This is a genomic window from Mycobacterium sp. (genome assembly GCF_036490025.1).
Classification (GTDB): domain Bacteria; phylum Actinomycetota; class Actinomycetes; order Mycobacteriales; family Mycobacteriaceae; genus Mycobacterium.
The window spans coordinates 14,393-29,380 of sequence record NZ_DASXEP010000003.1; the positions used below are offsets into that span (position 1 = coordinate 14,393).

At 67.0% G+C, this 14,988-nt stretch carries 16 protein-coding genes; 10 read left to right on the top strand and 6 right to left on the bottom strand.

Annotated features, from left to right (window positions below; all coding sequences use genetic code 11):
* Positions 1-76: 76 nt before the first annotated feature.
* Positions 77-622 carry a DUF1003 domain-containing protein gene (locus VGG53_RS00600; protein WP_414688843.1) on the bottom strand — a complete coding sequence of 182 codons (546 nt, stop codon included), beginning with the start codon at positions 620-622 and terminating at the stop codon, positions 77-79.
* Positions 619-1,914 carry a magnesium transporter MgtE N-terminal domain-containing protein gene (locus VGG53_RS00605; RefSeq protein ID WP_331516004.1) on the bottom strand — a complete coding sequence of 432 codons (1,296 nt, stop codon included), beginning with the start codon at positions 1,912-1,914 and terminating at the stop codon, positions 619-621. The genes VGG53_RS00600 and VGG53_RS00605 overlap by 4 nt, the downstream gene beginning before the upstream one ends.
* Positions 1,915-1,948: 34 nt before the next feature.
* On the opposite strand from VGG53_RS00605, the gene VGG53_RS00610 reads away from it, so the two are divergent.
* A complete protein-coding gene (locus VGG53_RS00610) occupies positions 1,949-2,923 on the top strand; it encodes a CoA ester lyase (RefSeq protein ID WP_331516005.1) in 975 nt (324 codons plus the stop codon).
* 84 nt (positions 2,924-3,007) lie between these two features.
* On the opposite strand, the gene VGG53_RS00615 is transcribed toward VGG53_RS00610, so the two are convergent.
* Positions 3,008-3,571, bottom strand: coding sequence for a DUF4190 domain-containing protein (locus VGG53_RS00615; protein ID WP_331516006.1), 564 nt, complete (start codon positions 3,569-3,571; stop codon positions 3,008-3,010).
* 109 nt (positions 3,572-3,680) lie between these two features.
* On the opposite strand from VGG53_RS00615, the gene VGG53_RS00620 reads away from it, so the two are divergent.
* The 6 genes from VGG53_RS00620 to VGG53_RS00645 are packed head-to-tail and all read left to right on the top strand — an operon-like array spanning position 3,681 to position 9,125.
* A complete protein-coding gene (locus tag VGG53_RS00620; RefSeq protein ID WP_331516007.1) occupies positions 3,681-4,211 on the top strand; it encodes a general stress protein in 531 nt (176 codons plus the stop codon).
* A complete protein-coding gene (locus tag VGG53_RS00625) occupies positions 4,212-5,624 on the top strand; it encodes an extracellular solute-binding protein (protein ID WP_414688844.1) in 1,413 nt (470 codons plus the stop codon).
* Complete coding sequence (locus VGG53_RS00630; protein WP_331516010.1) at positions 5,621-6,499, top strand: sugar ABC transporter permease; 879 nt, start codon at positions 5,621-5,623, stop codon at positions 6,497-6,499. The genes VGG53_RS00625 and VGG53_RS00630 overlap by 4 nt, the downstream gene beginning before the upstream one ends.
* Positions 6,500-6,503: 4 nt before the next feature.
* Positions 6,504-7,328: a carbohydrate ABC transporter permease gene (locus tag VGG53_RS00635; protein ID WP_331516024.1), complete on the top strand. Its 825-nt coding sequence runs from the start codon at positions 6,504-6,506 to the stop codon at positions 7,326-7,328.
* Between the two features lie 4 nt (positions 7,329-7,332).
* A complete protein-coding gene (locus VGG53_RS00640; protein ID WP_331516011.1) occupies positions 7,333-8,523 on the top strand; it encodes a sn-glycerol-3-phosphate ABC transporter ATP-binding protein UgpC in 1,191 nt (396 codons plus the stop codon).
* The gene (locus VGG53_RS00645; RefSeq protein ID WP_331516012.1) at positions 8,520-9,125 is read left to right on the top strand and encodes a suppressor of fused domain protein; all 606 of its coding nucleotides are present in this window, start codon (positions 8,520-8,522) and stop codon (positions 9,123-9,125) included. Before VGG53_RS00640 ends, VGG53_RS00645 begins: the two co-directional genes overlap by 4 nt.
* 4 nt (positions 9,126-9,129) lie before the next feature.
* Here the strand turns inward: VGG53_RS00645 and corA are convergent, their stop codons facing one another.
* Positions 9,130-10,236, bottom strand: a complete 1,107-nt coding sequence (gene corA, locus VGG53_RS00650; protein ID WP_331516013.1) for a magnesium/cobalt transporter CorA — start codon at positions 10,234-10,236, stop codon at positions 9,130-9,132.
* A gap of 181 nt (positions 10,237-10,417) precedes the next feature.
* Between corA and VGG53_RS00655 the strand changes: the two genes are divergently transcribed.
* The 3 genes from VGG53_RS00655 to VGG53_RS00665 are packed head-to-tail and all read left to right on the top strand — an operon-like array spanning position 10,418 to position 13,507.
* Positions 10,418-11,407, top strand: coding sequence for a malate dehydrogenase (locus VGG53_RS00655; protein ID WP_331516015.1), 990 nt, complete (start codon positions 10,418-10,420; stop codon positions 11,405-11,407).
* Between the two features lie 58 nt (positions 11,408-11,465).
* Positions 11,466-12,656, top strand: coding sequence for an NADP-dependent malic enzyme (locus VGG53_RS00660; protein WP_331516016.1), 1,191 nt, complete (start codon positions 11,466-11,468; stop codon positions 12,654-12,656).
* Entirely contained in the window at positions 12,653-13,507 is an 855-nt protein-coding gene (locus tag VGG53_RS00665) for a glycine betaine ABC transporter substrate-binding protein (RefSeq protein ID WP_331516017.1), read from the top strand. The genes VGG53_RS00660 and VGG53_RS00665 overlap by 4 nt, the downstream gene beginning before the upstream one ends.
* A gap of 50 nt (positions 13,508-13,557) precedes the next feature.
* Here the strand turns inward: VGG53_RS00665 and VGG53_RS00670 are convergent, their stop codons facing one another.
* The gene (locus tag VGG53_RS00670; RefSeq protein WP_331516018.1) at positions 13,558-14,388 is read right to left on the bottom strand and encodes an SDR family oxidoreductase; all 831 of its coding nucleotides are present in this window, start codon (positions 14,386-14,388) and stop codon (positions 13,558-13,560) included.
* A gap of 350 nt (positions 14,389-14,738) precedes the next feature.
* Positions 14,739-14,988, bottom strand: a 250-nt coding sequence (locus tag VGG53_RS00675; protein WP_331516019.1) for a WXG100 family type VII secretion target, incomplete at its 5' end; no start/stop codon positions are given.

Below are 14,988 nucleotides of genomic sequence, written 5' to 3' on the forward strand. Positions count from 1 at the left end.
TACATAACCCCGGCGGGGCCGGTGACAACAATGGCGGACTCTCTGCCTGTGAAAACACTGCCCAGCTGCTGCCGTGTCAATTAGACGACGCGGCGTGTCGGTCCGCATCGTCGTCGGTGTCCGCCGGGAGTCGCTGCGCATCGTCGAGGTGCCGGTCTTCCAGCAGCGCGCGCAGGTCTTCCAGCTCGCGGCGTAGGTACTCGCGGGTTTTGGCGACGTCGCCGATCGCCAGCCGTAAAGCGGCCAGTTCGCGCGCCAGATATTCGGTGTCGGCCTTGGTCTCCTCGGCTCGCCGGCGATCCTCTTCGAGCGCGACCCGGTCGCGGTTCTCCTGGCGATTCTGGGCCAGCAGGATCAGCGGCGCGGCGTAGGCCGCCTGGGTGGAAAACGCCAGGTTGAGCAGGATGAATGGATAGGGATCCCAGCGCAGCCCGACCGCGAACACGTTCAGCACGATCCATGCCACCACCGCCACGGTCTGCAGCAGCAAGTAGCTGCCGGTGCCGAAGAAGCGGGCGATCGATTCGGTGAACTGGCCGACCGCGTCGGAATCCAGCCGTGGGGTGACCACTCGCGAGTTGCGCGGGGTGTACAGCCGCGACCGTGGCGCCGACTTGCTCATCGGTGTCCTCCCGCGGCGTCCAGCGCCGGCTCTGCGTCGGTCGCCCGCCAGTCGTGCGGCAACAGATGGTCGAGCACGTCGTCCACCGTCACTGCGCCCAGCAGATGGTGCTGCTTGTCGAGCACCGGACCGCAGACCAGGTTGTAGGCGGCGAAATAGCGGGTCAGTGCCCCCAGCGAGGTCTCGGGTTCCAGCCAGGGCAGGTCAGCGTCGACGATCCCGCCGACCAGCATGGACGGTGGCTCACGCAGCAGCCGCTGCAGCGTCACGCAACCCAGGTATTGGCCGGTCGGGGTGGCGGTCGGCGGGCGGACGACCAGCACCAGCGACGACAAGGCCGGCGTCAGATCCGGATCGCGCACCCGGGCCAGCGCTTCGGCGACCGAGGTGTCCGGGCTCAGCACCACCGGTTCGGAGGTCATCAAGCCCCCGGCGGTGTCGGGCGAGTGTTTCAACAGTCGCCGCACCGGGTCGGACTCCTCGGGATCCATCTGACGCAGCAGTCTTTCGGCCAGCGTCGGATTCATCGTGCCGAGCAGGTCGGCGGCGTCGTCGGGATCCATCTCCTCGAGCACGTCGGTCGCGCGTTCGTCGCCCAGTTGCATCAGCAACTCGGCCTGCTCGTTCTCCGGTAGCTCCTGCAAGATGTCGGCCAGCCGGTCGTTGTCCAGCGCGCTGGCGACCTCGTGGCGTCGTTTCGCCGGCAACTCACGCACCGCGTCGGCCACCTCGATCGGCCGCCAAGTCTCGAATTGATGCAGCAACTGCGCGACGGCCTGCCCCGGCATCGCCAGCGCGGACGGCGTCAGCCCCTGCACGTTGCGCCAGCCCACGACGTGCGTGGTGCTGCGCCGGCCGATGCGCCGGGGCGCGCGCACCGCGACCCGCGTCACCATCCAGTCGCGCGTTCGGGTCTGCTCCAAACCCAGGTCGGTCACCACAACGTCGGTGTCGGCGAGCTCCGGCAGTTCGGGGTCTTTGACCCGCACTTTGGTGTCCACGATCTGTCCCAGCACCAAAACTTCGCCCGGCCGCTGTTCGAACCGCCTCAACGAAACGCTGTTGGTGTTGAGGGTCACCGCGTTGGGCTCGATCGAGGCAACTCGCAGAATCGGTACGAAAATCCTTCGGCGCGAACTCATTTCGACGACAAGCCCGAGGACTCGGGGTTGCTGGCGGACGATGCTGATGCTGACCACGACGTCGCGCACGCGGCCGAGCGACTCGCCCATCGGGCCCAGCACTTGCATTCGTGCCAGCCGCGCCGCGTACACCCTGTTGATCGAGGCCATGGTTCACAGGGTATTCAAGAACGGTGAGTGGAGCGTGACTGCCATCTACCGGCCCCGCCGCACGTGCCTGTCCGTGCCGGGCAGCAGCCAGAAGATGATCGACAAGTCCAAAGGCCTGCCCGCCGACGAGGTCTTCCTCGATCTCGAGGACGCCGTGGCGCCCGACGCCAAGGCGGATGCCCGCAGCCGGGTGGCCGCCGCACTGGCCGGGCCCGGCTGGGCCGGACAGTTGCGCGGGGTGCGGGTCAACGACTGGACCACGCCGTGGACGCACGCCGACGTCATCGAGGTGGTGTCCGCAGTCGGCGCCGCGCCCGACGCCAAGCTCGACGTGGTGGTGCTGCCGAAAGTCTCCGACGTCTCGCACGTGCAGGCGCTCGACCTGCTGCTGACCCAGCTGGAGACGATTTACGGGCTCCCGGCGGGCGAGATCGGCATCGACGCGCAGATCGAGGACGCCCGCGGCCTGACGAACATCAATGCGATCGCCGCGGTGCCGCGGGTGCAGGCTCTGGTGCTGGGCCCCGCCGACCTGATGGCGAATCTGAACACCCGCACGCTGGTCGTCGGCGAGCAACCCGTGGGCTACGACGTCGGCGACGCCTACCACCACGTGCTGATGACGATCCTGGTGGCCGCGCGCGCCCGTGGCATCGCCGCCGTCGACGGCCCGTACCTCAAAGTGCGTGATGTGGAGGCGTTCCGGCGGGTGGCGGGCCGATCGGCGGCATTGGGCTACGACGGCAAGTGGGTGCTGCATCCGGACCAGATCGCTGCCGGCAACGAGATCTTCAGTCCACGCCAAGCTGACTACGACCACGCCGAGCTGATCCTGGAGGCTTACGAGTGGCACACCTCGGCAGCCGGCGGTTCCCGGGGGGCAGTGATGCTCGGCGACGAGATGCTCGACGAAGCCAGCCGCAAGATGGCGTTGGTGATCGCCGCCAAAGGGCGCGCGGCGGGCATGCAGCGGCAATCCGATCGTTTCGAGCCGCCGGCTGCTGGCTAGCGTCCTGGCTTAGGTGAACGAGATCGACGCTAGCGTGCTAGTCACTCGCACTTCGTCGCGCCGACGTCAATCTGGATAGCGCGGTCAGCGGACGAACATCGGCGAATGGAACGCCGCGGCCGCGACGATGACCATCACCAGCACGAGTAGCGCCGCGGTGGCGGAGCCGATCGCGATCCCGGCGATGGCCAGGCCGCGGCCCTGTTGGCCGCGTTGCTTGATCTGGTTGAGCGCGATGCCGCCCAGCACCGCACCGACGACGGGAATCAGCCACCCCACGTAGCAGAAGATGGCCAGCGGAATGCCGATTACGACCCCGGCGATCGAGGTCACCAGCGACGCGACGGCCAGCCCGTTGGTGTCCTGCGAGGGATAGCCCTGATACGGGTCATACGGGCCGGGGTACATCGGCGGCGGCCCGCCAAAACCGCCTGCGCCGATCGGGCCGGTGTACGGCGGCGGCGGGGGCCCGCCATATCCGGTCGGCCCGTATGGCGGCGGCGGCTGCTGCTGCGGCTGTGGTGGGTATTCCGGATAGTTCACCGGGGCGTACGGGTCGACCGGCGGATGCGGGTACCGCTCCCAGGGGCGGGGTTGGTTTGGATGAGCGCGGTACTCCTCACCGTGGTCACCGCCCTGAGCTGTCATGGTGTTCAACCTATCGTGACGGCTGGTCGGGCAGCCGTTTGCGCAGGTGAGCGCCGCGGTTCGGCGGCGGCAGAGACTCGGCGGCGGGCGACGGAGCACAATGAAATCCATGAGCAGCCCTTTTCAGCCTGGACAGGTTCCCGGTGCCGCACCCGGCGCCCCGGCCGGGAGCCGGCGTGCCCCCGGACTGCCGACGCCGCCGAAAGGCTGGCCGGTCGGTGCATACCCGACGTACGCCGAAGCGCAGCGAGCCGTGGACTATCTGTCCGATCAACAGTTCCCGGTCCAGCAGGTCACCATCGTCGGGGTGGACCTGATGCAGGTTGAACGGGTCACTGGGCGGCTGACCTGGCCGAAAGTGTTGGGTGGCGGCGTGATCAGCGGGGCTTGGCTGGGCCTTTTCATCGGCCTGGTGCTGACGTTGTTGTTCTCCAGCCCGCACCCGTTGGAGGCGTTGACGACCGGTCTGGTCGCCGGGGTGTTCTTCGGCCTGATCACGTCGGCCATTCCCTATTCGATGGCGCGCGGTACCCGCGACTTCAGTTCCACGCTGCAATTGGTGGCGGGCCGATACGACGTGCTCTGCGATCCGAAGAACGCCGAACAGGCCCGGGATCTGCTTGCGCGCTTGGCGATCTGACTGGTGGCGAGTCGTCGCGGGCGCGCGCGGTTGGGCGCGGTCGCGTTAGCGGTGCTGTCGGCCACTTGGGCGCTGTCTTCCTGCGGAGCCCGCGATGACGGGCGGGTGATCAGCCTCTACACTCCGGCCGGCGACGCCGCGACCTTCGCCGCGCTGGCCAGGCGATGCACCGACCAGTTCGGCGGACGGTTCACCGTCCGCCATTTCAGCTTGCCGAGGTCCACCGATGACCAGCGGGTGCAGCTGGCCCGCAGGCTGAGCGCCGATGACCGCGGTGTCGACGTGATCGCGATGGACGTGATCTGGACGGCCGAGTTCGCCGAAGCGGGCTGGGTGCTGCCACTGTCGGACGACCCGGCGCGTCGCGCGGAGGCCGACGCCACCGCCGACACGCTGCCCGGGCCGCTGGCCACCGCGACGTGGCGGCACCGGCTGTATGCCGCACCCGTCACCACCAACACCCAATTGCTCTGGTACCGGCCAGATTTGATGGACAAGCCACCGGCAACGTGGGCTGCGGTGGTTGACCAGGCCGCCCGGTTGCACGTCGCCGGAAAACCGAGCTGGATCGGGGTGCAGGCCAACCAGGACGAGGGCGTGATGGTGTGGTTCAACACGCTGCTGGAAAGTGCTGGTGGACAAGTGCTTTCCGACGACGGCAGCACGGTCACCCTGACCGATACGCCCGCACACCGGGCGGCCACCGTCAGCGCGCTGCAGATCATGAAGTCGGTGGCCACCGCGCCGGGCGCCGACCCCTCGGTCACCCGGAGCGATGCGGGCACCGCGCGGCTGGCGTTCGAGCAGGGAAAGGCTGCGCTGGAAGTCAACTGGCCTTACGCGCTGGCATCCATGCTGGAAAACGCGGTGAAGGGTGGGGTGCCGTTCCTGGCGCTCAACCGTCGTCCCGACCTGGCGGGCAGCATCAACAACGTCGGGTCGTTCGCGCCGACCGAGCAACAGTTCCGCGAGGCCTACGACGCCAGCAGAAAGGTTTTCGGCTTCGCGCCCTACCCCGGTGTGCGGCCGGGGCAGCCGGCCAAGGTGACGATCGGCGGGCTGAACCTGGCGGTATCCACAACCAGCCGGCGCAAAGCCGAGGCCTACGAAGCGATCCGGTGCCTGCGCAGCCCGGACAACGGAAAGTACGTCTCGCTCGAAGGCGGTTTGCCGGCCGCCCGGACCTCGCTGTACGCCGACCCGCAATTCCAGGCGAAGTACCCGATGTACGACATCATTCGCCGCCAACTCAGCAACGCCGCGGCGCGACTGGCGACGCCGGCCTACCAGGCGGTGTCGACCCGGATCGCCGCCACGCTGGCCCCGATCAACCGGATCGATCCCGAGAAGACCGCCGACGAGCTCGCCGTGCAGGTGCAGAAAGCGGTCGACGGCAAGGGCTTGCTGCCGTGAGTGCGAACCGCACGTCAGATCGGCGATTGGCGTTCGTCCTCGTCGCGCCCGCCGCGTTGCTGATGCTGGCCGTCACGGCGTATCCGATCGGCTACGCGGTATGGCTGAGCCTGCAACGCAATAACCTGACCACCCCGAACGACACCCGGTTCATCGGTCTCGGCAACTACCACACGATCCTGACCGACCGGTATTGGTGGGCGGCGCTGGCGGTGACGTTGGCGATCACGGTTGTTTCGGTGTCGATCGAGTTCGTGCTCGGCCTGGCGCTGGCGCTGGCGATGCACCGAACGCTGATCGGCAAGGGGCTGGTGCGCACCGCGGTGCTCATCCCGTACGGCATCGTGACGGTAGCCGCCTCCTACAGCTGGTACTACGCCTGGACGCCGGGCACCGGCTACCTGGCCAACCTGCTGCCACCCGGCAGCGCACCACTGACTCACCAGTTTTCGTCGCTGGGTGTGGTGGTCATCGCCGAGGTATGGAAGACAACGCCGTTCATGTCGTTGCTGCTGCTGGCCGGGTTGGCGCTGGTGCCGGATGACTTGCTCAAAGCCGCGCAGGTCGACGGCGCCGGCGCGTGGCGGCGACTGTGGAAGATCACCGTGCCGCTGATCAAACCGGCGATCCTGGTGGCGCTGTTGTTCCGCACGCTGGACGCGTTCCGGATCTTCGACAACATCTACGTGCTCACCGGTGGCACCGGCAACACCGGCTCGGTGTCGGTCCTCGGCTACGACAATCTGTTCAAAGGCTTCAATGTCGGCCTGGGATCGGCGATTTCGGTGCTGATCTTCGGTTGCGTCACCGTGATCGCGTTCATCTTCATCAAGGTCTTCGGCGCTTCGGCGCCGGGTGCCGGCGATGGGCACTGAGCGGGTGGGCGCCCGGCGCGCTGCGGGGTGGGCGATCGTCGACGCCCTGGTGCTGGTGTACGCGCTGCTGCCGGTGTTGTGGATTCTCAGCCTGTCGCTCAAGCCGACGTCAACGGTCAAGGACGGCAAGCTGGTTCCGTCGTCATTGACGTTCGACAACTACCGCGGGATCTTCGGCGGAGACTTCTTCAGCTCCGCGTTGATCAACTCGGTCGGAATCGGACTGATCACCACGGCGATCGCGGTGGTGATCGGCGCGATGGCGGCGTATGCGGTAGCGCGCCTGGAGTTTCCGGGCAAGCGACTGTTGATCGGTACGGTGCTGCTGATTTCGATGTTCCCGGCGATCTCGTTGGTCACGCCGTTGTTCAACATCGAGCGCAGGATCGGCCTGTTCGATACCTGGCCCGGGCTGATCATCCCCTACATCACGTTCGCGTTGCCGCTGGCGATCTACACGCTGTCGGCGTTCTTCCGGGAGATTCCGTGGGATTTGGAGAAGGCCGCCAAGATCGACGGCGCCACGCCGGCGCAGGCATTCCGGAAGGTGGTCGTCCCGCTGGCCGCACCCGGCATCGTGACCACGGCCATCCTGGTGTTCATTTTTGCGTGGAACGATCTGCTGCTCGCCCTGTCGCTGACCGCCACCGATGCGGCGATCACCGCGCCGGTGGCGATCGCGAACTTCACCGGCAGTTCGCAATTCGAGGAGCCGACCGGATCGATCGCGGCAGGCGCCATGGTGATCACGGTGCCGATCATCGTTTTTGTTCTAGTCTTCCAACGACGGATTGTCGCGGGATTGACGTCGGGTGCGGTGAAGGGGTAGCTGGATGGCCGAGATTGTGTTGGACCAGGTGACCAAGAGTTACCCCGACGGCGCGTTGGCCGTGCAGGAGCTCAGCCTCACCATCGCCGAGGGCGAGTTCATCATCTTGGTCGGGCCGTCCGGCTGTGGAAAATCGACGACGCTGAATATGATTGCCGGGCTTGAGGATATCTCGTCCGGCGAACTGCGTATCGGGGGCGAGCGGGTGAACGAGAAGGCACCCAAAGACCGCGACATCGCGATGGTGTTCCAGTCCTACGCGCTCTACCCGCATATGACGGTGCGGCAGAACATCGCATTCCCGCTCACGCTGGCGAAGATGAAAAAGCCGGAGATCAAGCAGAAGGTCGAGGACACCGCGCGAATTCTCGACCTCACCGACGTCCTGGACCGCAAGCCCGCGCAACTGTCCGGCGGACAGCGTCAGCGGGTCGCAATGGGGCGGGCGATCGTGCGGCACCCCAAGGCATTTCTGATGGACGAGCCGCTGTCCAATCTCGACGCCAAGCTGCGCGTGCAGATGCGCGGCGAGATCGCCCGGCTGCAGCGGCGGCTGGGCACCACCACCGTCTATGTGACCCACGATCAAACCGAGGCCATGACGCTCGGCGACCGGGTGGTGGTGATGCGCGGCGGGGTCGTGCAGCAGATCGGAACGCCCGACGAGCTCTACGAGCGGCCGGCGAACTTGTTCGTGGCCGGCTTCATCGGTTCGCCGACGATGAATTTCTTTCCCGCCGGGCTGACCGCGACCGGACTGCGGCTGCCGTTCGGTGAGGTGACGCTGACTCCACCCGTCCTCGATGTGCTCGCTGCGCACCCGGCGCCCGAGGACGTCATCGTCGGCGTGCGTCCGGAACACCTGCAGGACGCGGCGCTGATCGACGCCTATCAGCGGATCAGCTCGCTGAGCTTCGAGGTGAGCGTCGACATGGTCGAGTCGTTGGGCGCCGACAAGTACGTCTACTTCACCACCGAGGGCGCCGTCGTGCACTCCGATCAACTATCCGAGCTCACCGAACTCGAAGCCGAAACCGGGGCATCCGATCACGAATTCGTCGCCCGGGTGCCCGCCGCGTCGAAAGCCGCCAAGGGCGCGAAGCTCGAATTGGCCTTTGACACATCGCAACTGGCCGTGTTCGATCCCGAAAGCGGCGCAAACCTGACGGCTGCGGCGCCGCCCGAGGCGCAGTGACCCAGCCGTTGGACCGGGTACGCACGCACCTGGACGCTCATTTCGGTGGCACCGATCCGGACGTCGCCAGCGTGACGTTCCTGGGCGCTGAGCCGGTCGAGGTGCTGCGCTATCGCCTAAGCGCCGACGGTGCAGAAGATGTGGTGCATTACGTATCGCTGGGCTGCGCGCGGCATCCGATGGTCGACCCGACTGCGGTGGTCGCCGACCCGCAGCGCGGCCCGCGGGCCGAAGTTGTGCTGCGACTGCGTGAGCCGGGAACCGTCACCGGCCTGGCCCGTAGCCTGGCCATCGTGGCGGCCTCTCCGGCGGTCGAGGGCGTGGTGTTGACGCCGGACGCGCTGGTCGACCTCGGCACGCCACTGTGGGAGCGACCGTCGGGTCGCGCACCGTTCACCGCGGTGTTGTTGGGCCACAGCGACATTGCCGACCTGGTACTGGATCCGCCGCGTGACCCGGTGCGCTTTCTGGCGGCGACACCGATCACCGCGACCGAAGCCGCCTGGGTCCGACTGAAGGGCGCCGAGGCGATGCGCCAGGCGTGGCAGAGCGACGGGGTGGACGTTATGGACCCGAATCGTCCTGCCGCGCAACCCAACTGATCTGCTACAGCCAGTCCCTGCGCCGGAAGTTGCGGTACAGCAGCACGGTAACGGCCGCCAGGATCGCGAGCGTCGCCGGGTAGCCCCAATGCCACTTCAGCCCGGGCATGTACTCGAAGTTCATCCCGTAGATTCCGGCGACCATCGTGGGCACCGCCAGCAGACCGGCCCACGCGGAAATCTTGCGCATGTCGCTGTTCTGCTGCATTTCCACCCGGGCCAGCGCGGCCTGCACCAGCGAGCTGAGATTCTCGTCGTAGCTGGCGATCTGGTCGGCCGCGTGGGTGTGGTGGTCACCGACGTCGCGCAGATAGCGCCGGACCTCTTTGGAGATCAGGTCCTTGTGTTCGGTCTGCAACCGCGCGAACGGCACGGACAGCGGGTTGACCGACCGGCGCAGCTCGACCACCTCGCGTTTGATCTGGTAGATCGGCTCGATCTGGGTGCGGTGGTCCGGCGCGAAGGCCTCTTCCTCGATGGCGTCGATGTCGCCCTCCATCGACTCGGTGACCTCGAGGTAGTGGTCGACAACGGCGTCCGCGATGGCATGCATCACCGCGAACGGGCCCAGCCGCATGTGCTCGGGATCGGCGTCCATCCGCTTGCGTACGGCCGACAGCCGACCGTGCTCGCCGTGCCGGACCGTCACCACGAAGTCACGGTTGACGAAGACCATGATCTCGCCGGTCTCGACGATCTCGCGGGCCAGCACGATGGACTCGTGCGGCACGTAGTTGAGGGTCTTGAGCACCAGGAACAGCGATTCGTCGTACCGCTCGAGCTTGGGCCGTTGATGCGCGCACACCGCGTCCTCGACGGCCAGCGGGTGCAGGCCGAAGACGTCGCCGACCTCCTTCATCTGGTGCTCGGTGGGTTCGTGCAGGCCGATCCAGGCGAAGGCTTCCTGCCCGGCCAGCTGCAGGTCGGCCACTTTGGCCCGGGCCTGCTCGTGGCTGAAAGTTCCGGGCAGCCGCTCGCCGTCCAGGTAGATACCGCAGTCGACCACCGCCTGGTCGGCGGGCGGGTCAACCGGCTGCGGATGAGGAGGCTCGTCCCGTTCAGGCCGTGCCAGCGGACGCAGTGTTTCCGGTATGTCGCGAAACGAAGGCATCCTTCACCTCCCATCGCAGCTCGGATCCGATGAAGCCCCGGTCATGCTACGCGCCTGAACTGGCTATCGCCCGTGACCGGATGCCGCTGAGCCCCGGGTGGGGCAGGGGTTCATCGCGCACACGGGTGCGCTAGTTTCGACGCGACGCGATTGGGCATCTGCACGCAAGGAGCGAACTGACGTGAGCACATCACCTCTGAAGGTTGCCGTCACCGGCGCCGCCGGCCAGATCGGCTACAGCCTGCTGTTTCGCCTGGCCAGCGGTTCGTTGCTGGGCCCCGATCGCCCGATCGAGCTGCGGCTGCTCGAGATCGAGCCCGCCCTCAAGGCGCTCGAGGGTGTGGTGATGGAGCTCGACGACGGCGCGTTCCCGCTGCTGTCCGGCGTGCAGATCGGCGCCGACCCGAACAAGATCTTCGACGGCGTGAACCTGGCCCTGCTCGTCGGCGCCCGCCCGCGTGGCCCGGGCATGGAGCGCGGCGACCTGCTGGAGGCCAACGGCGCGATCTTCACCGCCCAGGGCAAGGCGCTCAACTCCGTTGCCGCCGACGACGTCCGCATCGGCGTCACCGGCAACCCGGCCAACACCAACGCGCTGATCGCGCTGAACAACGCGCCCGACATTCCCAAGGAGCGGTTCTCGGCGCTGACCCGGCTGGACCACAACCGGGCCATCTCGCAGCTGGCCAAGAAGACCGGCGCCAAGGTGACCGACATCAAGAAGGTCACCATCTGGGGCAACCACTCAGCCACCCAGTACCCCGATATCTTCCACGCCGAGGTCAACGGCAAGAACGCCGCTGAGGTCGTCAACGACGAGAAGTGGATCGCCGACGACTTCATCCCGACCGTCGCCAAGCGCGGCGCAGCGATCATCGATGCCCGCGGCAGCTCGTCAGCCGCCTCGGCGGCGTCGGCGACCGTCGACGCCGCCCGCGACTGGCTGCTGGGTAGCCCCAAGGGCGACTGGGTGTCGATGGCGGTGGTCTCCGACGGCTCCTACGGGGTTCCCGAAGGGCTGATCTCGTCGTTCCCGGTGACCACCAAGGGCGGCGACTGGAGCATCGTGCAGGGTCTGGACATCAACGACTTCTCCCGCGGCCGGATCGACAAGTCGACCGCCGAGCTCGCCGACGAGCGCAGCGCGGTCTCCGACCTGGGCCTGATCTGAGCCCGCGCCGAGTCTTGGCGATTAGGGCTACTAATGGGTAGTCGTTACGCTGGGCTGCGTGTCTGAGTTGGTTGAATCGATACAGACCGGCACCGACGAGGGCGCCATCACCGACGCGGAGATCTTCGAGGCGCACTCGGGCGGCAAGCTTTCCGTCGGTCTGACGGCCGCGCTGGACAGCCAGCGCTCGCTGTCGATCGCCTACACCCCGGGAGTGGCACAGGTCAGCCGGGCGATCGCCGGCGACCACACCCTGGCCGCCCGCTACACCTGGGCGGGCCGGCTGGTGGCCGTCGTCAGCGACGGCAGCGCGGTCCTCGGCCTGGGCGACATCGGACCGGCGGCGTCGTTGCCGGTGATGGAAGGCAAGTGCGCGCTGTTCAAAGAGTTCGCCGGGCTGGATGCCATCCCGATCGTGCTGGACACCAAGGATCCCGACGAGATCGTCGAGACACTGGTGCGGCTGCGCCCGACGTTCGGGGCAGTCAACCTCGAGGACATCTCGGCGCCGCGCTGCTTCGAGATCGAGCGGCGGCTCATCGAGGCGCTGGACTGCCCGGTCATGCACGACGACCAGCACGGCACCGCGATCGTCGTACTGTCCGCGCTGATGGGCGCCACAACCGCCCTCGACCGCGACATGACCGAGTTGCGCGTCGTCATCTCCGGCGCCGGGGCAGCGGGTGTTGCATGCGCCAATTTGCTTCAGGCCAAAGGTGTTTCGGATATCACCGTGCTCGACTCGCAAGGCATTCTGCACCGCGACCGGCCCGACATGAACATCGTCAAGGCCGAACTCGCCGACCGCACCAACCCGCTGGAACGTACCGGCGGCATGGTCGAGGCACTGGAGGGTGCCGACGTCTTCATCGGTGTGTCGGGCGGGGTGGTTCCCGAGGAGTTGATCGCGATGATGGCGCCCAAGAGCATCGTGTTCGCGCTGTCGAACCCCGATCCGGAGGTGCACCCGGCCGCAGCGGCCAAGCACGCCGCGGTGGTCGCCACCGGCCGAAGCGATTTCCCGAACCAGATCAACAACGTGCTGGCTTTCCCCGGAGTTTTCCGCGGTGCGCTGGACGCCGGCGCCCGCCGGATCACCGAGAAGATGAAAGTGGCTGCAGCCGAAGCGATCCTGTCCGTCGTCGCCGACAACTTGGCGCCGGATCAGATCGTCCCGAGCCCGCTGGACCCGCGGGTGGCGCCGGCGGTTGCAGCTGCAGTCGCCGACGCCGCAGATATCGCGGAGTGACTGCCGGCAAGTTGATCGCACTGGCGCTGACCGCTGCGCTGGCAGCCACCGGTTGTGGCCACGCCGCGAGCACCGGGCACCGCGCCGAGCTGGTGGTCGGGTCGCGCTCCGGTATCGAGCAGACGCTGCTGGCTGACGTCTATACCGGCGCGCTGCGCTCCTACGGTTTTTCGACGCGTACCGAGCAGGCTCCAGATCCGCTGAGCCAGTTGGACTCCGGCGCATTTGTCGTCGTTCCCAGTTTCACCGGCCGGGTGTTGCAGACCTTCCAGCCGGGGGCCACCGCGCGGTCCGACGCGCAGGTCTACAAAACGATGGTGGGGGCGCTTCCGGAGGGAATCGCCGCCGGTGACTACACCACCGCGGCCGAGGACAAACCCGCGCTGGCGGTTACCGGGCCGACGTCCACGAGTTGGGGCGGCGGCGATCTCAGCGCGCTGCCGAGCCACTGCGACGGGCTGCTGGTCGGATCGGTCGCCGGTTCCTCGACGCCTTCGTCCGTCGGAAGCTGTCGGCTACCTGCCAGTCGCGAATATACCGACGATGCAAGGCTTTTCGCAGCAGTCAGGTCCGGCGAGCTGACCGCGGCGTGGACCACCACCGCCGACCCGAATGTTCCCGCCGACCTGGTGGTGTTGACCGACGGCAAACCGGCGTTGGTGCAGGCCGAAAATGTGGTGCCGCTGTATCGGCGCAACGCGCTGACGGATCGGCAACTGCTGGCGGTCAACGAGGTGGCCGGCGTGCTCGACACCGCCGCGCTGGTCGACATGCGCCGGCAGGTGAGCGCCGGTGCTGACCCGCAGGCGGTGGCCGACGCCTGGCTGAACGAACACCCGCTCGGCCGCTGACGACGATGCAGACCGGAACGGTCTGAGGAGGAGCAGCGCAGAAGACGCCGCTAGCGCGACGGCGGCTTGATCCGTCCGACGACGGGGGAGAACAGCCGCTGATAGCCGGCGCCGGTGATCCGCACGATCAGATCCAGCACCACGGCGTCCTGGCCGACCAACACCCGCGGCTTGTTCTTGCGCACGCCGTCCAAGATGATCTCGGCCGCACGCCGCGGACTGGTGCTGGCCAGTCGCTTGTCGAAGAACGAGGACTGCGCCTCGGCGCTGACCCCCTCGGCGGTCAGGCCGTTGCGAGCGATCGCGGTCTTGATGCCGCCGGGGTGCACCGACGTCACTTTCACCGGGTGGCGGTTCAGCACCATCTCCTGATTCAGCGCTTCGGTGAAGCCGCGCACGGCGAACTTCGCCGAGTTGTAGGCGGCCTGGCCCGGCATGGACATCAGCCCGAACAGGCTGGAGACGTTGACGACGTGACCGTTGCCGGAGGCGATCAGATGCGGCAGAAAAGCCTTGGTGCCGTTGACAACACCCCAGAAGTCGACGTCCATCACCCGTTCGATCTCCTTGAACTGAGTGACCTCGATGTCGCCGGTGAACGCGATACCGGCATTGTTGTAGATCTGGTTCACCTTGCCGTAGTGCTCGTTGATGTGGTCGGCGTAGATCTGGAAGGCCTCGCGCTCAGTGACGTCGAGCCGGTCGGATCGCACCGGCGCGCCGATGGCTTTGAGCTGCTCTTCGGTCTGCGCGAGGCCTTCGGCGTCGACGTCGCTGATCGCCAGCGAGGCGCCCGAGCGGCCCAGCGCCAGTGCCAGCGCCTGGCCGATACCCGAACCGGCGCCGGTCACCGCGGCTACCTTTCCGGCGAACCCTTCCATTGGAAGCTCCTTGCTACTCGGGTTGCGGTCAAGGCTAGCCGGTACCGCCGGTATCGCGCGAAGCGGTATCGACCCTGGCGAGTCTCACCCGCCACACGCGCCTCTGGGAACAGGGACTCTTTTTTTCGATTTCGCACCGCCGGTGATATCACTGCGGGCTGATATCGCATACGACCACGATTTCGAAAAAGGGTGACACCCATCTCGGGTTACTGGTGTGGCAAGTGGTGACGAAGCGACTGGCGCGCGTTCGGGGCCGGCACCCGCGAGGCGGGCAGGTCAGCGAAGCCGGCCGCTGCCACGAACGGTGATGAACGCCAACGCCGTTGACGTTGCCGACGGTGAAAGGGTCAGGCCCAGCTGGAGCCGACGGCGGAGTCGGTGCTGTTCATGTTGTTGCCGGCGGTTTGCACCTTTTGGCCATGAGCGTTGGCTTGTTGGTAGATGACCTGGAAGTTGCGGCCCAACTGGGTGATGAACTCCTGGCAGGCCACCGAACCTGAGCCGCCCCAGAAGTCACCGGCGGCCAGTACATCGCGCACGATGGCCTGGTGTTCGGCTTCCAGGTTGGCGGCCTGGGCGCGGATCAGTGCGCCGTGG